We start from the raw sequence: 17,933 nt of genomic DNA on the forward strand, positions 1-17,933 counted from the left end.
GGAGTGATCGGTATCGCCTTGTCCTACGTATATCCGGGGTATAGGCTTTCTAATATTCCAATATACGTGCCGCTTTTATTTTCCTTGTTCTTTGTCCCATACGTAATCCGTAGCTATTCTGCGGGGAAACTGTATATCGTTGCGGCGTCGTTCGCGATATTTGTCGCATTGATATCGTATAATACCATGATTGGCGCCTTCGGATTCCGGGACTGGGTCTATGTTACGCTCCCGTTCGGGGCGATTCTGGCGACAGCGATGGTTGCGCAGGTGGTCGACGGACTGGGGCTGGAACGGGTCGTTCGGATCGCTGTGTGGGGCAGCCTGATCAACCTCGCTGTAATGATCGCGCAGGCGGTAAATCTGTTCTCGATCGTGACGCTGTTGGCGCCGGTTTGGGAGAACGCCATTAATTTTGTGTCCTATGATGAGTATCAGGCGCAGATCTTGTGGGATACGCTGTCAATTCGCCCACCCGGTTTTTTCCCGACGGGTATTTTCTCCAGCACGATCATCTACATAAGCCTTAGGGCGCATTATGCGCTCTATAAGAAGTACATAGTATTCATCCCTATATCGATTGCTATATTTCTTACGGCCAATAGAACCCTTGCTATATTCTTTGTGCTATTTGAGTCGTATCGACTGATATCGGAAAGGGGATTTACTCGATTTGCGGCCGTTGTGGCGCTTGTTGGATTTTCTGCGGCTATCAGTCTGTTTATATTGATAGAATTTAGAGTTAATCTCTATGTGGTGCAGTTTATCTTTGATGAGGTCCTCGGGGGTGGGCTGAGTCAGAGTGGTTCCGTTACCGGGCGCTTGAATACGTATGACTTCTTCGTCAGCGTCTTTCCGAAGTACGGTTTGCTTGGCGGCTTTTCGTCGGATGAGTTGGCCTATTATGGTGGTGTCTTTGACTCCGAGGTCATGCTCAGGACATTGCAGTTCGGTATCCCGGGGACCCTGGCGCTCGCGATGATAGCCCTAACGCCGCGCCGCCCCGGCATGACCATTGATTGGTTATTCCTTCCTGCGATTGCATTTGCGGCGTCGCTGACCACGACGCTCGTCACCAGCGTGATTTATACGGTGGTTCTGGCCGTGTATCGCGAGGTGGTCCTGTATCGGCTCGTGCCGGTGGCACAGCCGGATGATCGTCGGCCGGTTGATATCGGGCCGGCTGTCGCTGAGGTGCCTTGACGTCTCGACCGCCGGAATAAATCGCGTAAAGGAAGGCAATGACCAATCATTCGCGCCTGGTTCGGGGCACTTTGCCTGGCCCGTCTTTCCTCATGCTGCTGGTTTTCATGGCGATATTGCTGGTGGCTGGCGGTGCCGCCCGGCCTGACGTGATGGGCCAGTCGGTGGCGCGGGGCGCCGCGGTCTTGTCGCTCGTCGGTATTGCCTTGCTCGCACGGCCGCCGCATTTTGGATCCGCCAAGCCAGTCCTGTATCTGTTGATCGCTACGATCCTGGTCGTGCTGATCCAACTGATGCCGCTGCCGCCGAGCCTCTGGCAGGCGCTTCCCGGTCGCGCGATCTTCGCGCGGGCGATCGAGGGCGGGCAGCCCTGGCGCCCATTGTCGGTGGTGCCTGATCTCACGCTCAACGCCGCTGCGTCGCTGGTCGTGCCGCTGGCGGTCCTGTTGCTGGCCGTGGGCCTGCGGCGCGCCGAGCGCGCCTATCTGCCGGCGCTGGTTCTGATACTGATCTTCACGTCGATGCTCTTGGCCGTCGTGCAATTCTCGGGATGGCGGATCGACAATCCGTTGATCAATGATGTGTCAGGAAGTGTCAGCGGCTCGTTTGCCAATCGCAATCATTTCGCGCTCTATCTGGCTCTGGGGTGCCTGCTGGCTCCGCTGTGGCCGTTCCTGCACGAGCATAGGGCGCCATGGCGCGGCCCAGTGGCGTTCGCGCTTGTCCTCATCTTCCTTCTTGGAATTCTGGCGAGCGGTTCGCGGGCCGGAATGCTGGTGGGCGGGCTGGCCTTGATCATTGGCCTTCTGCTTTCGAGGCATGGTATCCAGCGGGCATTGCGCCGGGCTCCGCGTTGGGCCTTTCCCGCTTTCATCGCTGCGGTCGTCGCGATTCTGGTTATTTTCGTAGTCATAAGTGTCTCCGCGAATCGCGCTGAATCCATCAGCCGCGTAATGAAGCTCGATGCCGGCGCCGATGTCCGCGTTCATGCGCTGCCATCCGTCCTTGCGATGATCCGTATATATTTCCCCGCCGGATCGGGTTTTGGTGGCTTTGACACCATTTTCCGCGTGCACGAGCCTTACGCGCTGCTGAAGCCGACCTATTTCAACCATGCCCATAATGACTGGCTTGAAATCTTGCTGGATGGAGGGCTTCCGGCCGCGCTGCTGCTGGTCGTCGCGCTGGGCTGGTGGCTTAGGGCCAGCATCCGGGTCTGGCGGGCTTCTGCGGATTCGAACATGTTGCTCGGGCGGGCCGGATCGGCCGCACTGCTGTTGATCCTTATAGCGAGTGCCGTCGATTATCCGGCGCGGACGCCGATGATGATGGCTATGATCGTATTGGCATCGCTGTGGCTTGGATGGGCTGAAGTGCCGAAGCGGGCCACTTTACCGACGGATAACTAGCATCTATAGCCCACCCAAATTCTCCATCCGGGATGATCATGCGCAGAAACTTTGTCGCTCTTTGTCTCGCGGCCACGTTGGCCGGGTGCGCCCACCGCCAACCGATCGTATCGACTCCAAGCCTGACGGTGGTGCGTGACAGTTCTGCGCTCCCAGCGCCGGAGCGTACGGATTTGGTTGCTGCCGACCGTCCGGCACTGATCGGCCCGCTGGACACCATCGAGGTGGAAGTGTTTGGGCTGCCGGATTTCAATCGTGAAATTCAGGTCGACGCCAGTGGGCGCATCGCAATGCCTCTGGCGGGCACTATTGACGCCCGCGGCAAGACTTCCGAAGAACTCGCGCGCACGATCGAGGCGGCATTACGGGGAAATTACGTCCGCTCTCCTCAGGTTGTCGTCAACATCAAGAGTTCGGTGAGCCAGGTGGCCACTGTCGATGGCCAAGTGGTCGAGCCTGGGCTCTATCCTGTCACCAACCAGATGACGCTGATGCGTGTCATCGCTTCCGCCAAAGGGCTGACCGAATTTGCCCGGCAGGAGGATGTCGTCATCCTGAGGACGGTCAATGGCCAACGCATGGCCGGCCTCTATAATATCGATGCGATCCGTCGAGGAGTTTATCCGGATCCTCCGATTTATGCCAACGATGTAATAGCCGTCGGGGATTCGCCGCAGCGCCGCTTGTTTCGTGACCTAGTGTCACTTTCACCGGTCCTCGCTGCGCCGCTGATCGCGGTTCTGCAATAGGGTTTTGCTGAGTGAAACAAGTTCCCGTCATGCGCGCTCAAGTCGCGTCTACAGAACTGGCCGATAGGGCCACGTCCGACCCCGAGAGCAATCCGAAGATCCGCGAATATCTTCGGATAGCCTTGCGATGGCGCTATATGATCTTGGGTGCGGTCGTCACGTGCCTCTTGCTCGGGATCATCGTAACTCTGCTGATGACGCCGCAATATACGGCGATCGCAACGATCGAGATCGCGCGAGAGTCGAATCAGGTCACCAATTTCCAGGGTGTCGAGCGTGACACCAGCATTGCGGACCAGGAATTTTATCAGACGCAATACGGTCTGCTGCAATCGCGCTCGCTATCGGAGCGCGTGGCAGTTCAGCTGCGCTTGGTAGACGACCCCAACTTCTTCGAGATGTTTGGGACCAATGTCGATAAGCCGGCATTTGAACGCACCAATGGGCGCTATTCGGCGCAGGGACGTGGTGAGCGCACGCGAGTGGCGGGCGAGATCCTGCGGGACCATCTTCGAATTTCGCCTACCCGGCTTTCGAGGCTCGTCGACATCCGTTTTGCCAGCCCCGATGCGAATTTTTCGGCTCGGGTCGCCAATTCATGGGCCGACAATTTTATCCAGACCAACCTTGAGCGGAAGGTCCAGGCGACATCCTATGGACGTAATCTGCTTCAGCGGCAGCTTGCGCAGGCTAAGGAGCGGCTGGATGAATCCCAGAGGCAGTTGGTCGGCTATGCGTCGGCGCAGCGGATCATCAACTTGCCGGCGCAGAGCAATGGGCAGGGAGCGACTTCGGAGCGTTCGATCGTTGCCGACGATCTCGCCGCGCTGAATGGCGTTCTCGCCCAGGCGACCGCGGATCGGATCCAGGCTGAAGCGCATTATCGCCAGCGCGGCCGGTCTGGTGCATCGAGCGAGGCGCTGCGCAATCAGGCGATCAACCAGATGCGACAGCGCAGGGCTGAACTGGCTGCCGACTATCAGCGGCTGCTGGCGCAGTTTGAGCCGGGCTACCCGCCTGCGCGCGCATTGCAGTCCCAGATTGCTCAGATCGATCAGAGCATTTCGCGCGAGGAGGGGCGCGTATCAGAGTCGCTCCAGGCTGAGTATCAGCAGGCCCTGCAGCGCGAGGCTGAGCTAAAGAATCGAGTTGAGAAGCTGAAATCGGATTATCTCGACCTCCGCAACCGCAGCATTCAATACAATATCTATGCGCAGGAAGTGGACACCAATCGCGCGCTGTATGATTCGTTGTTGCAGCGTTTCAAGGAGATCGGCGTTGCGGGTGGCGTAGGTGTAAATAACATCGCGGTAGTCGACCTGGCCGACGTCCCGCAGCGGCCGTCCAGCCCGCGGCTTGCTCTCAACATAGCGCTTTCGCTGATCGCGGGTCTTGTCATCGGGGCGCTGTTGGCTCTTGCTCTCGAGCAGATGAACGAGTCGATCGACGATCCGGCCGAAGTCGAACGTCGCTTGGGCTTGCCGCTGCTCGGCACGGTGCCGAAGGTTGAGGATATCGAACCCAGAGACGCGCTCCTCGACCGCAAGTCGGAGGTGGTTGAGGCTTACCTGGCCGTTCAGACCGGACTCGCATTCGCGACCGAACATGGCGTGCCGCGGTCGCTGGCGATCACATCGACCCGGCCTGCGGAGGGCAAGTCGACGACAGCATTGGCACTCGCCACGATGTTGGCCCGCGCACATCGCAAGGTGATATTGATCGACGGCGATATGCGCTCGCCGTCAGTGCATCATCTCGGAGGCGTGAGCCATGATCGGGGCCTGAGCAATTTCCTGTCGGGCGACGACAACATCGAATCGCTTATCTTCGCGATGAATGATTTCGGGTTCACCGCGATGTCGGCCGGTCCCCTGCCGCCCAACGCAGCGGAATTGCTGACCGGCAATCGCCTGTCGATCCTGATCGAGCGGCTGCTTGAAGCCTATGACCATGTCGTCATAGACTCCCCGCCCGTAATGGGCTTGGCCGACGCGCCGTTGATTGCCAGCCGTGTCGAAGGTGTAATTTACACGGTTGAGTCGCACGGTATCCGCTCCAGCATGGTCAAGATGGCTCTCGGTCGACTCCATGCTGCCAACGCCCGCGTATTTGGTGGCGTGCTTACCAAGTTCGAAGCGAAGAAGTCGCATTCCGGCTATGAGTATGGCTACGGCTATGGGCACGATGATACTGCCCGTGCCAAGGGCAACTGATAGTCGCGATGGCACCGCTCGCCCCTGAATTGCGCAATCGAAAGCCACTGGACTGGGGCATTCGGGTGATATTGGCGTTGGTAGCGGTGGCGATCGGTTACACGACGGTGCGGCATTCCGTTGCCATGGCGTTGCCGGAAAGGTCGCTCGAACGAGCGCATGAGTTGGCGCCTGGTGACGGCAGGATTGCAGCGGAGCTCGCGCGTCGGCAATTCACCGTTCAGTCGGCAGAGCCGGTAGCGCAGGGAGTGGATGGCCCAACGCTCGCGGCTCGCTTGTCCAAGACTGAGCGGTTGGCGCAACAGGCGCTCCTTCGGGATCCGACCGCAGTTCCCGCTATTACCACGCTTGGCCTGATAGCGCAGTTGAGGGGGGATATCCGGACAGCGCGGCGCATGTTCGATTATTCCGAGGCATTGTCGCGGCGCGACCTGGTCACCCAGCTTTGGATGATCGAGGATGCCGTCGGTAGCGACGATATTCCCGCCGCCCTGCGGCACTACGACACTGCCCTGCGGACCCGTTGGGGGGCATGGGATCTGCTTTTCCCCGTACTGGCCGGCGCGAGCAACGATCCGGCCATCGGGAAGGATCTCGTCAAGCTGCTGGCCAGTCGGCCAACTTGGGCTGATTCCTTCGTGTCGTACTTGGCGACCAACAGTTCGGATCCGGTCGCTACGGCGCGACTCTTTGACGGTCTGCGCCGGGCCGGCGTTCCCGTCTCGGGCCAAGATCAGGCGCTCGTGATTAACGCACTTCTCGCCAAGCAGCCGGCGGCTGCGTGGGAGTATTATGCGTCGGTACGGGCCGGCGCGGATCGACGCTGGTCGCGTGATCCCGATTTCAAGGCATTGCTGGAGCAGGCATCGCAACTCGACTGGGTCGCTGCGTCGAGCGAGACCGGGCTCTCCGCATCCATTCAGCGGGACGGGCAGGGTGCCGTGTTCGATTTCTTCGCTCCGGCCAGTCTCGGAGGTGCCCTGCTGCAGCAGATTCAGTTCCTGCCACCGGGGCATTACATGCTCAGTGGGCGCAGCAGCGGGATAAATCAGCCTGTTGAATCCCAACCCTATTGGATATTGACCTGCACCGACAATGGCCGTGAGCTCGGGCGGGTTGCAGTTCCCAATTCTGATCAGGCGGGCGGTGCCTTTGCCGGATCTCTGGTGGTCCCGGCAGACTGTGCCACACAATATCTCGGCTTGATCGCGCGCGCGTCCAGCGCCCAGGAGGGGCTGACGGGCCAGATTTTGCGTGTGCAGCTTCGGCCGGCTCCTCAGCGGTAATTGCGGCTGGCATATTTCCGTCAAGCGGGAAGTGGGCTAGAGTGAGGGAGCGCAGGATGATCGACTTAGGGGCGATCGCCGTACGGTTGGCGGGAGGAATATTGATGCCCATCCTGGATTTCACCCACAGATTATCCGGTCGCGGCTGGGCATGTCTGTGCACGGTGGCTGCTTTGAGTGTGGCAACGCCTGCCATGGGTCAGGAGCGGGGCGACGATGGTCTGCCACCTGTAGCTGCGCCGCCGCGGGCAACAAAGGCGGAGAACTCGGCGGGCTTTGTTGCGAATTCTGCGTTCGGGCGCGTCGGGCAGCGCCAGGTGCGCGGTCAGTTCCAAGGGATTAAGCCCATGGCACGCGTCGACAATCGTTTCGCAAATCGTGTGCAGAACAGGATTAGTAATAGAATCGATCGCTATTATAATCCGAACGGCAGTACGACTTCGTCGTTCACCGCTGCTGCAAATCAGGTAAAGGTCGCGGATCCCCGATCGCGGCAGTGATGTCCGGGGTACCGATTCTGCGATGAAGAGTCCGCCCTCGCCATCTATGATATAGGCATTCGCCGCACCGCGGACGCCAAGGCAGAATCGCAGCGTGTGCCATTTGCTTGTGACGTGCGCCCGCGCCGTTTTGCGTGCGGCCTGTCGTGATTGTAATCGTGCTGCCAGGCGTCGAGCACGAAGCGGGCATGGGCCTCCACGTGAACAGCGTCTCATTGAGGCATTCGTCTCGCAGTCGACCGTTGAAGCTCTCGGTGAAGCCGTTCTGCATCGGCTTGCCCGGCGTGATGTATACCATTCGACGCACCATTCCTGCGACCAGCGCAGGAGCGGCGATGGTGCCATCCCGTTGCCGCTGCCGTTGCCGCTGACCATCTATGCGGCCGGCCGCGCTTGCCCGTAAGCCGCGTCAACTCACGGGCTAGCCGCACGCCAGATAGGGACGCGCCGGCCACCGGCGCCAGCATGCGCTCGTCTGGTCATCGACCGCGCATAGGATGGGGAAGCACCGGCCGCATGTCAGCGTGTCGGAACGGTTACGTCTGGCTGTACCAATAGTGCGGTGCTCATGAAACAACTTTGTTTCCAATGCTTCAGCGATGGCCGGGGCATTTCCCTAGACTCCGCCAGCGCCGCTTCGTTTCTCCATGATGGCGAGCCCATGCTCAGCAGGCTGCGCAAGAGCCTTCGGCGCGGTCCGGGAGCGCCGACGCCATTGACATGTGTGTTGCATGTACAGGACAGTCGGCGCGGATCGTCATGTGCGGGGGAATCGCGGTGCAGGCAGCCATTCGGGAACCGCTTCGGATCGACTGGCCCCCGCTGGCGGCGGGGCTGATCGTCATTGCCTTCCATCTCGCATTGGGCGGCCGCTACGATTTGTTCCGCGACGAGCTCTACTTCATCGTCTGCGGGCAGCATCCCGCTTTCGGATATGTCGATCAGCCGCCCGGCGTGCCGCTGATTGCGGTGTCCCTCTACCAGCTTGGCCTCGGCGCCTGGGGGGTACGGCTCCCGACCGCGCTGGCGGCGGGCGCGCTGGTGTGGCTGGGGATGCGCTTCGCTCGCCTGCTCGGCGGCGACCGGCTCGCATCGGGGCTGGCCGGGCTCGCATGCGCGATCGCGCCGATGCTGATGGGGCTGGTCGCCACGCTGAACACATCGGCCTTCGATCCGCTGGCCTGGACCGCGCTCGCCTATCTGCTGGTCAAGGCAGGCCGCGAGGATGACGGGCGCGCGCTGGTTCTGGCCGGCCTGGTGGCGGGCCTGTCGCTCGAGATCAAATATTCGATGCTGTTCTGGATGCTCGGCCTGACCATCGGCCTGGTGCTGACGCCCGAGCGCCGCCTGTTGCTGCGGCCCGCATTCTGGATCGGCGTGGCGCTGGCGACGGCAATCGCCCTTCCGTCCTTCCTGTGGCAATATGCCCATGGCTTCCCGTTCCTGGAGCTGGGCGCGGCCGCCAAGGCGAAGAATGCCGACATCGCGCTCCTGCCGTTCGTCGGCAATCAGCTGTTCGTGATGAATCCGGCCTTCGCGCCGCTCTGGATCGCCGGCCTGGTCGCCCCCTTTGTCGCGCGGCCGCTCAGGGACCTGCGCTTCCTGGTGATCGCCGCGGCCGTAGTCTTCGTCATCGTCCGCCTCGGGCACGGCAAGGACTATTATCTCGCCCCCCTCTATCCCATGCTGTTCGTGATCGGCGCGACCGCCCTGGCGCCGCTTGCGCGCAGCACCGCGGGCAAGGTGGCGACTGGAATCGGCGCGGCGGCGGCGGTGGCATTCTCGGCGCTGGCGGCGCCGATGGCCTTGCCGATCCTCTCTCCGCCCGCTCTCGAGGCCTATATCCAGCGGCTGGGCATCGCCCCCCAGCAGCAGGAGCGCAGCTTCAAGGGCACGGCGCTGCCCCAACTCGTGGCCGATCAACTGGGCTGGCACGATTTCGCGGGACAGGTCGAAGCGGCATGGAACCGCATTCCCGTCTCCGAACGCCCGATCACCGCCATCAAGGTCGACAATTATGGCGAGGCCGCCGCCCTCGACCTGTACGGCAAGGGGCTGCCCGCCGCGCTCAGCGGCCATAACCAATATTTCCTATGGGGGCTGCGCGGGCAGCGGCCGATCAACCTGTTGTCCGTCCAGGAGAAGCTCGCCGACATGTACCCCTATTGCGACGAGGTTGTACTCCTGGGGACGACCTGGTCGCGCTATGCGATGTCCTATGAGAACGGCAAGGTCATCGCGCTGTGCCGCGGGCTGAAGCCGGAGCTCTCCAGGCTGTGGCCCCGGCTCAAGAGCTACATGTAGGGCCGCGGCGAAGGGGCATGGAAGGGGCATGGCCGTCCCGATTCGGATCGCTGTCCGTAATTTGCGCATTTCCCGGAACCAAATCCGGGTGCAGAACGTTGCGCCGGGTGACGCAGTTCGGCGCCGATCCTGGTTGCGATCCCCGGATGCTGTTGGAATAAGGCGGCAAATGCACGGGTTTGCCTTAGAGAACGGGGTTTGATGGTCCACCGGTCCGGCGCGAAATACGAAATGTCGCTCTATGGCGCGCTCGCGGCTCTGCTCGCGGCGCCGTTCGTCGCCGATCTCCAGCTGCCGCTCGGCACCTCGGTATGGGTGATCTACCTGCTGCCGATCGTCTTTGCCTATCTGGCGCCGCGCCCGGTGGTGCCGGCTGCGGTCGCGCTCGTCGCGACGGTGCTGACGATCACCGGCTTCATGCTGGCGCGCAGCGGCGTCGACCCCAGCATCGCGCGCGTCAACCGCACCCTGGGCGTGTTCACCGCCTGGACGCTGGGCGGCGTCGGCGTGCTGTTCGTCCGCAACCGGCTGGCCGTTCGTCGCGAGGAATGGCTGCAGGCGGGGCAGGTCGGGCTGGGACAGGCAGTCGCCGGGGACCTGACGATCGAGAGGCTCGGCGCGAACGCGCTGCGTTTTCTCGCCGAATATCTGGGCGCGACCGCGGGCGCGATCTTCATCCGCAACGGCGACGGTTTTCTGCGGCGGGCCGGCTATGGCGTGCCGGCCGGCGCCGCGGTGCCCGAGCGCGTGACGCCGGGCGACGGGCTGATCGGCCAGGCGATCGCCGACGGGCGCAGCTTCACGCTGTCGCCGGTGCCGGACGGCTATCTCTATTTCGGCTCGGCGCTGGGCCGGGCCAAGCCGGGGCGGCTGCTGATCGCGCCCGCCCGGATCGACGGCCAGGTCAACACGGTGGTGGAGCTTGGCTTCGCCGGCGGCGGCGTGAAGCCGGCGGAAGCGGAGGAACTGCTCGCACGGATCGCCGAGCAGCTCGGCGTCGCGGTGCGCTCGGCCAAATATCGCGCCCAGCTCCAGGAACTGCTCGAGGAAACCCAGGCGCAGGCCGAGGAGCTGCAGGCGCAGGGCGAGGAACTGCGATCGAGCAACGAGGAACTGGAGGCCCAGGCCCGCGCACTGCAGGAATCGCAGGCGCGGCTGGAAGTGCAGCAGGCCGAGCTGGAGGAAAGCAACGCCCAGCTCGAGGAGCAGGCGCAGACGCTGGAAGCGCAGCGCGACGACCTGGCGCGTGCGCAGGCTTCGCTTGCCGGCCAGGCGCGCGAGCTGGAACAGGCGAGCCGCTACAAGTCCGAATTCCTCGCGAACATGAGCCATGAGTTGCGCACGCCGCTCAATTCGCTGCTGATCATGGCGCGGCTGCTCGCCGAGAACCGCGCGGGCAACATGAGCACCGAGCAGGTGCGGCATGCGGAGACGATCGAGACTTCGGGCAACGACCTGCTCGCGCTGATCAACGACGTGCTCGACATCTCGAAGATCGAGGCGGGCAAGCTCGAGCTGCAGCCGCGCCGTATCCGGATCTCGCCGATGCTGGAGAAGCTCCGCCAGGGGTTCGCGGCGGCGGCCGAGGCCAAGGGGCTGGAGCTGCGCTGCGAAGTGCTGCCCGGCGCGCCCGGCGACATCGAGACCGATCCGCAGCGGCTGGAGCAGGTGCTGCGCAATTTCCTGTCCAATGCAGTGAAGTTCACCGGCAAGGGCGAAGTGACGCTGAGCGCCGGGCGGGCCGCCGACGGGCGGCTGAGCTTCGCGGTGCGCGACACCGGCGTGGGGATCGCGCCCGAGCAGCAGAAGATCATCTTCGAGGCGTTCCGCCAGGCCGACGGCACGATCAGCCGCAAATATGGCGGCACGGGCCTGGGCCTGTCGATCTCGCGCGAGCTGGCGCGCCTGCTGGGCGGCGAGATCCGCCTGGAGAGCAGCGCCGGCAAGGGCAGCATCTTCACGCTGCTGCTGCCCGAGGCCTATGATCCGGGGCTGGTCGAGGCCGCGCCTCCGCGCGAGGCCCCGCTGCTCGCCGCCGAACCCGTGCCGCCCGCACCCCGGCGCGCGCCGCTGCGGGCCGAAGTCGCCGACGATCGCGAGCGGCTCAGCGGGGACAGCCGGGTGCTGCTCGTCGTCGAGGATGATCCCGCCTTCGCGCGGATCCTCTACGACCTTGCGCACGAGCTGGGGTTCGACTGCCTGATCGCGGGCACCGCCGACGAAGGCGCGCTGATGGCGCGGCAATATCTGCCCAATGCCGTGATCCTCGACATCGGGCTGCCCGATCACACCGGCCTGTCGGTGCTCGACCGGATCAAGCGCGACCCGCGCACCCGGCACATCCCGGTGCACGTCGTCTCGGCCGACGACAACAGCCAGGTAGCGCTCGCCGGCGGGGCGATCGGCTATATGCTCAAGCCCGTGCGGCGCGACCAGCTGGTCGGCGTGCTCGAAGGGCTGGAAGCGCACATGACGCGCCGCCTGCGTCGGGTGCTGGTGGTGGAGGACGACGCGCAACAGGCGGAGAGCGTGCGGCTGCTGCTCGCCTCGCGTGACGTCGAGACCGTCGACGCGCACAGCGCCGCGGCGGCGCTGGAGCAACTCGGCAGCGAGACGTTCGACTGCATGGTGCTCGATCTGAACCTGCCCGACATGCCGGGGCTCGACCTGCTGGAGCGGCTCAGCATGGACGAGAGCGTCGGCTTCCCGCCGGTGATCGTCTATACCGGGCGCGACCTCTCGGCCGACGAGGAACTGCGGTTGCGGCGCTATTCCAAGTCGATCATCGTCAAGGGCGCGAAGTCGCCCGAGCGGCTGCTCGACGAAGTCACGCTGTTCCTCCACCAGGTGGTGTCCGACCTGCCCGAGCAGCAGCAGGCGATCCTCAGCCAGGCGCTGCAGCGCGACGCGGCGCTCGACGGGCGGCACATCCTCGTCGTCGAGGACGATATCCGCAACGTCTATGCGCTCACCTCGATCTTCGAGCCGCACGGCGCGAAGGTGCAGATCGCCCGTAACGGGATCGAGGCGCTGGCCGCGCTCGACGCGGCGCAGGGCGGGGGCGCCCCGGTCGAGCTGGTGCTGATGGACGTGATGATGCCCGAGATGGACGGGATCGCCGCGACCCGCGAGATTCGCGGCCGGCCGGAATGGCGCGGGCTGCCGGTGATCGCGCTCACTGCCAAGGCGATGGCGCGCGACCAGCAGGACTGTATCGCGGCGGGGGCGAACGACTATCTCGCCAAGCCGCTCGACGTCGACAAGCTGCTCAGCCTCGTCCGGGTGTGGATGCCGCGATGAGTGATGCCGCGGATCCGGTGGACGCGCTGGAGCTCGAGCTGCTGCTCGACGCGATCTGGCGGCGCTATCACCATGACTTTCGCGGCTATTCCCGCGGCTCGCTGCGCCGGCGGCTGGAGCGAGCGCAGGCGCGCTTCGGCTGTGATACCCTGTCGCAGCTGCAGGGGCGGGTGTTGCGCGAACCGGCGCTGTTCGCCGAACTGATGGGCTTCCTCACCATCCAGGTGAGCGAGATGTTCCGCGACCCCGCCTATTTCCGCGCGATCCGCGAACAGGTGGTGCCGCATCTGCGCACCTTCCCGTCGCTCAAAGTGTGGATCGCGGGCTGCGCGAACGGCGAGGAATTCTATTCGCTCGCCATCCTGTTCCGCGAGGAGGGGCTGGAGGAACGGACGATCTTCTACTGCACCGACATCAGCCCCGCCGCGCTGGAGCGGGCGGAAGCCGGCGTCTATGCGCTGGACCGTATCGCGCAGTTCACCGAGAACCACCGCGCCGCGGGCGGCAGGGGATCGCTGTCGGACCATTATACGGCGGGCTATGGCCGCGCCGTGTTCGACAAGAGCCTGCGCGCCCGGGCGGTGTTCGCCGAGCACAATCTCGCGAGCGACCAGGTGTTCGCCGAGGCGCATCTCGTCTCCAGCCGCAACGTGCTGATCTATTTCGATCGGGCGCTGCAGGACCGTGCGCTCGGCCTGTTCGGGCAGAGCCTGGTGCGCGGCGGTTTCCTGGGGCTTGGCGCGAAGGAGAATCTGCGCTTCTCCTCGCATGCCGGCGCGTTCGCCGACTTCGTGTCGGAAGAGAAGATATACCGGCGCAACATCCTGCCGATAGCTGCGGGGGTCGATCATGCCGCAGCCTGAAACCGTGAAGATCCTCGTCGTCGACGATGTCGAGAAGAACCTGATCGCGATGGACGCGCTGCTCCGCCGCGACGGAGTGGAGATCCTCAAGGCCCCGTCGGGCCCGGCGGCGCTCGAGCTGCTGCTCCGGCACGACGTCGCGCTTGCCCTGCTCGACGTGCAGATGCCCGGGATGGACGGGTATGAGCTGGCGGAGCTGATGCGCGGGACGGAGCGCACGCGGCGTGTTCCGATCATCTTCGTGACGGCGGTTGCGACTGACGAGCGGCGGCGGTTCCGCGGCTATGAGGCGGGCGCAGTCGACTATCTGTTCAAACCGGTCGACCCGCAGATCGTGCGCAACAAGGTCGACATCTTCGTCGAGCTCGCGCGCCAGCGGCTGGAGATCGCCCGCCAGCGCGACCAGCTGGCCGCCGCGCTCGGCCGGATCCAGGCGCATAGCGACAACAGCCCGCTCGCCATCGTCGAATTCGATGCCGAACTCCGCGTGATCGGTTGGTCGAACGGTGCCGAGCGGCTGTTCGGCTGGAGCGCGGCGGAAGTGCTGGGCCGGCGCGCCGCGAAGCTCGACTGGCTCGATCCGGCCAATGGCGAAGCGGTGGAAGCGGTGCTCGGGCAGATGGTGGCGGGGCACGAGTTGCGCCGCGTCGAGACGCTGCGCGCCAACGACAAGGGCGGGGCACTGCTCGACTGCGAATGCTATTGCTCGGCGCTGTTCGAAGGCGACCGGCTGGTTTCGGTCAGCGTGCAGATTCTCGACGTGACCGAGCGCAAGCGCGCCGAGGCAACGCAGCGGCTGCTGATCGGCGAGCTCAACCACCGCGTGAAGAACACGCTCGCCTCGGTCCAGGCGATCGCGACGCAGACGCTGCGCCATTCGGCCGGCCCTTCCGATTTCGCGCCGACCTTCATCGGCCGTATCCACGCGCTGGCCCGTGCCCATTCGCTGCTCAGCGCCACCACCTGGCAGGGCGCCAGGCTGCGCGAGCTGATCGAGGGGCAGCTCCAGCTCGGCGCGATCGACTCGCAACGCCTCAGCTTTGCCGGACCGGAGATCGAGCTGTCGCCCGAGCCGGCGCTGCACCTCGCCCTCGTGCTCCACGAGCTCGGCACCAATGCCAACAAATATGGCGCGCTCTCGAACGAGACCGGACAAGTGCGGCTGGAATGGCGGCTGCGGGGCGCGTTGCTCGAGCTCGAATGGGCGGAGACCGGTGGCCCGGTGGTCGTGGTGCCGAGCCGGCGCGGTTTCGGTACGGTATTGATCGAGCGCAGCCTCAAGGCCGAGGGCGGATCGGCGGTCGCGACCTTCGCATCCGAAGGGCTGCGCTGGATCCTGACCATCCCCTATGCCGCCGCCGCCGCCGAGGTGCCCGCGGATCGCGTGGTGGGCGCGAGAGGCACCTGGCCCAGAGGCGACGCGGTCGCGGGGGCGTCGATCGCGGGCCGGCGCTTCGCGATCATCGAGGACGAGCCGCTCGTCGCGCTCGAGCTCGCCACGATCCTCGCCGATGCCGGCGCCGAGGTGATCGGCCCGGCCGCCACGGCCGAGCACGCCAAGGCGATCGTCGAGGACGGACGGATCGACGGGGCATTGCTCGACGGCAACCTCCAGGGCGCCAGCGTCGAGGCGATCGCGACTGCGCTGTACGCGCGCGGCGTGCCGTTTGCCTTCGTCAGCGGCTATGGCCGCGATCATCTGCCCGAGGGCTTTGCGGAGGTGCCGGCGATCGGCAAGCCGTTCGACCCCGCCGAGATCGTCGAGGTGGCCGGGGCCCTGCTGCGCGGCAAGCCCGTTCTCGCCTAGAGGAAGGGCGCGAGCAGCACCATCAGCATGGCGACCGGCACCATGGCGCGCGGCACGGCCGGGCGATAGCTGAGCCCCAGCAGGACGATCGCGCCGACGAAGGGGATCAGCCCGAACCACAGCACGAGCGCCCGCCCGCCGTCGCGCGCGAAGCAGGCGATGAGGAAAGAGAGCGCCACCAGTGTCCAGCCAAAGCGGGCCGGGTGCCGGAGCGCGATGTGCTTCGCCTGCGGCCCGAGCAGGGAGGCGGCGTGGCGCGACATGCCGGCGGCGAGCGCGAACATGCCGAGATAGAGCAGGCCGGTGATCGCCATCGTCATGCCGTGCGCCGCCTGCGCTCGGGGCGCTTCCCCGGGCCGCGCAGCTGCTTCGCGGCAAGCAGGGCGAGCGCCGCTGCGACTGCCAGCAGCACCCCTGTCATGGTGCTGATCGACGGGCCGATGAGCGCAGCGAGCGCGCAGGCGAGCGCAGTTGCGCCGGTGAGCAGCGGCCAGGACCGGCGCGGCGGCAGCATGGCGCCGATCGCCAGCGCCGCGGCGGCGGTCCACAATGCCGTCGCGATCTCCAGCTCGGCGCGGCCGGTCAGGCCGAGCGGCAACAGGCGGTTGGCGAGGAGATAGGCGGCGCAACCCAGCGGCACGCCGGCCAGCACGCCGGCGTTCAGCCGCTCGAGCACGCGATTGCCGAGCGAGAGCGGCGCGCGTTCGCGGCGCTTGACGATCCAGAGCACCAGGCCCGTCGCGATCGCCAGCGTCAGCATCGCGCCGCCCAGGAAATAGAGCCAGCGCGTCGCGATCGACGCGAAACGCGCCATGTGGAGGCCGTAGACGACATTATAGGTCTGGATGGCGCCGCGATTCTCCCGCCAGGCGCGGAGCGGCCTGCCGGTGGCGCCGTCGAAGCTGATCTCGGCCGGCGTGAAGCCGAGCTGGTCGGCATCCGAGCGGAATATGGTGACGACCGCGGCCTTGTCGCCCGGGTTGATCACATAGACGCGGCCGATCGTGCCGCCGAGCCGGCGCTGCGCCTCGCGCAGCATCGGGGCGATCGGGGCCAGCGGCGCGGCCAGGTTCGCCCTGGGGCGCTCGGCCACGCCCGGCGCGAGATCGTGATAGACCGCCGCCAGATCCTTGCCATAGGTGGCGGAGATGGCCCAGGGCATGTTGAGCGAGGCGAGCGTGACCAGCCCGGTGAACGTGATCATCAGATGGAAGGGCGTGGCCAGCACGCCCAGCGCATTGTGCCCGTCGAGCCAGGAGCGCTGCCCCTTGGCCGGGCGGAAGGTGAAATAGTCCTTGAAGATGCGGCGATGCGCGATGATCCCGGTGATCAGCGCCACCAGCATCGCCATCGCCGCGATCGAAGCGAGCAGCCGGCCCCAGGGATAGGGCAGCTCCAGCTCGAAATGGAGGCGGTAGAAGAATTCGCCGCCCAGCGTCTCGCGCGGGGCGGGGGCGCCGCGCACCGGATCGAGCGCGCGATAGACGAAGGTCCCGTCGCTGTCATAGGCGGCTTCGACCGTGTTCGTCCGGGCGCTCGGCGCGGTGAGGTACCAGCCGGTCGAGCCCCGGGTGTTCCTTGCCAGCCAGTCGGCCGCGGCCTGCACGGCATCGGCGGGATCGGCGGTGGCGCGGGTCTCGGGGCGCATCCACTGGCCGATCTCGGGCTTGAACACGCTGAGCGTGCCGGCGAGGCACATTACGAACAGCACCCAGCCGAGCAGCAGCCCGGTCCAGCCGTGCAGCCAGGCCATGACCTGGCGGGTGCCCTCGCGGATCGCGCTCATGCCGGGCCGCCCGCCAACCGGCCGATCGCGGCGAAGAGGGCGGCGAGCAGGATCACGCCCGCCCAGGCACGCCACGGGCCGCGGGCGAGGAACGCCCAGAGGGTGACCGCCGGGCCGACCAGGAAGGCGAGCAAGGTCGCCGGCATGATCGCCTCGACCTTCGGCATGGGCAGCATGCGCGCCGTCGCGGCAGCGAACAGGGCGGCGACCATATAGGCGCCGACCGTTCCCGCCGCCACGCGTGCCGCGACATTGGCGCGATAGCGCCAGCCGGCGCGTTGTCGTCCTGCCCCCGCCACGCGCGCCTCCCGGATCAATATGCGAAGCGGGGCGTGAAGGTCGCGCCGCGGAGGAAGGATTGCATCGCGGATCCCCTTTGAAACACCCGTATGGCGCGCTCGTTAGGGAATGGTATATTGCGAGTCAATCTCATTAGCGGAAAGCGGCGAGGCTTTGTGCGAGGCGAAAAAAGGGGAGCGGCAGGGCCGCTCCCCGAAGTCGCCCTCTTACGGC

General features: G+C 65.0%; 14 protein-coding genes. 10 read left to right on the forward strand and 4 right to left on the reverse strand.

The window, feature by feature from the left end; all coding sequences use genetic code 11:
* Nucleotides 1-3 precede the first annotated feature (3 nt).
* The 6 genes from FFS08_RS14900 (at nt 4) to FFS08_RS23545 (ending at nt 7,360) form a co-directional block, all read left to right on the forward strand.
* Nucleotides 4-1,203 carry a hypothetical protein gene (locus FFS08_RS14900; protein ID WP_137862405.1) on the forward strand — a complete coding sequence of 400 codons (1,200 nt, stop codon included), beginning with the start codon at nt 4-6 and terminating at the stop codon, nt 1,201-1,203.
* Nucleotides 1,204-1,241: 38 nt separating this feature from the next.
* Nucleotides 1,242-2,612, forward strand: coding sequence for an O-antigen ligase family protein (locus FFS08_RS14905; RefSeq protein ID WP_137862406.1), 1,371 nt, complete (start codon nt 1,242-1,244; stop codon nt 2,610-2,612).
* 173 nt (nt 2,613-2,785) lie between these two features.
* Nucleotides 2,786-3,361: a polysaccharide biosynthesis/export family protein gene (locus FFS08_RS14910; protein WP_249341058.1), complete on the forward strand. Its 576-nt coding sequence runs from the start codon at nt 2,786-2,788 to the stop codon at nt 3,359-3,361.
* An 11-nt stretch (nt 3,362-3,372) separates the two neighbouring features.
* A complete protein-coding gene (locus FFS08_RS14915) occupies nt 3,373-5,574 on the forward strand; it encodes a GumC family protein (protein ID WP_249341059.1) in 2,202 nt (733 codons plus the stop codon).
* A gap of 8 nt (nt 5,575-5,582) precedes the next feature.
* Nucleotides 5,583-6,860, forward strand: coding sequence for a hypothetical protein (locus tag FFS08_RS14920; RefSeq protein WP_137862408.1), 1,278 nt, complete (start codon nt 5,583-5,585; stop codon nt 6,858-6,860).
* A 56-nt stretch (nt 6,861-6,916) separates the two neighbouring features.
* Nucleotides 6,917-7,360, forward strand: coding sequence for a hypothetical protein (locus tag FFS08_RS23545; RefSeq protein WP_171015316.1), 444 nt, complete (start codon nt 6,917-6,919; stop codon nt 7,358-7,360).
* Here FFS08_RS23545 and FFS08_RS24325 read toward each other — a convergent pair.
* Complete coding sequence (locus tag FFS08_RS24325; protein ID WP_502702039.1) at nt 7,308-7,670, reverse strand: integrase core domain-containing protein; 363 nt, start codon at nt 7,668-7,670, stop codon at nt 7,308-7,310. The two genes, FFS08_RS23545 and FFS08_RS24325, sit on opposite strands and share 53 nt — an antisense overlap.
* Before the next feature lie 467 nt (nt 7,671-8,137).
* Here FFS08_RS24325 and FFS08_RS14930 point away from each other — a divergent pair, with 467 nt between their 5' ends.
* From FFS08_RS14930 to FFS08_RS14945, 4 genes are all read left to right on the forward strand, one after another.
* Nucleotides 8,138-9,664: an ArnT family glycosyltransferase gene (locus tag FFS08_RS14930; RefSeq protein WP_171012623.1), complete on the forward strand. Its 1,527-nt coding sequence runs from the start codon at nt 8,138-8,140 to the stop codon at nt 9,662-9,664.
* Between the two features lie 201 nt (nt 9,665-9,865).
* A complete protein-coding gene (locus FFS08_RS14935; RefSeq protein WP_502702040.1) occupies nt 9,866-12,964 on the forward strand; it encodes a response regulator in 3,099 nt (1,032 codons plus the stop codon).
* A complete protein-coding gene (locus tag FFS08_RS14940) occupies nt 12,961-13,827 on the forward strand; it encodes a CheR family methyltransferase (RefSeq protein WP_171012624.1) in 867 nt (288 codons plus the stop codon). Before FFS08_RS14935 ends, FFS08_RS14940 begins: the two co-directional genes overlap by 4 nt.
* Nucleotides 13,814-15,634 carry a response regulator gene (locus FFS08_RS14945; protein WP_137862411.1) on the forward strand — a complete coding sequence of 607 codons (1,821 nt, stop codon included), beginning with the start codon at nt 13,814-13,816 and terminating at the stop codon, nt 15,632-15,634. The genes FFS08_RS14940 and FFS08_RS14945 overlap by 14 nt, the downstream gene beginning before the upstream one ends.
* Here FFS08_RS14945 and FFS08_RS14950 read toward each other — a convergent pair.
* The 3 genes from FFS08_RS14950 to FFS08_RS14960 are packed head-to-tail and all read right to left on the reverse strand — an operon-like array spanning nt 15,631 to nt 17,719.
* A complete protein-coding gene (locus FFS08_RS14950) occupies nt 15,631-15,954 on the reverse strand; it encodes a DUF3325 family protein (RefSeq protein WP_137862412.1) in 324 nt (107 codons plus the stop codon). The two genes, FFS08_RS14945 and FFS08_RS14950, sit on opposite strands and share 4 nt — an antisense overlap.
* Nucleotides 15,951-17,420: a PepSY-associated TM helix domain-containing protein gene (locus tag FFS08_RS14955; RefSeq protein ID WP_137862413.1), complete on the reverse strand. Its 1,470-nt coding sequence runs from the start codon at nt 17,418-17,420 to the stop codon at nt 15,951-15,953. Before FFS08_RS14955 ends, FFS08_RS14950 begins: the two co-directional genes overlap by 4 nt.
* The gene (locus tag FFS08_RS14960; RefSeq protein WP_249341060.1) at nt 17,417-17,719 is read right to left on the reverse strand and encodes a DUF3649 domain-containing protein; all 303 of its coding nucleotides are present in this window, start codon (nt 17,717-17,719) and stop codon (nt 17,417-17,419) included. The genes FFS08_RS14955 and FFS08_RS14960 overlap by 4 nt, the downstream gene beginning before the upstream one ends.
* Nucleotides 17,720-17,933: the final 214 nt, after the last annotated feature.

Source organism: Sphingomonas sp. 1F27F7B, assembly GCF_005503355.1.
Lineage (GTDB): Bacteria > Pseudomonadota > Alphaproteobacteria > Sphingomonadales > Sphingomonadaceae > Sphingomonas.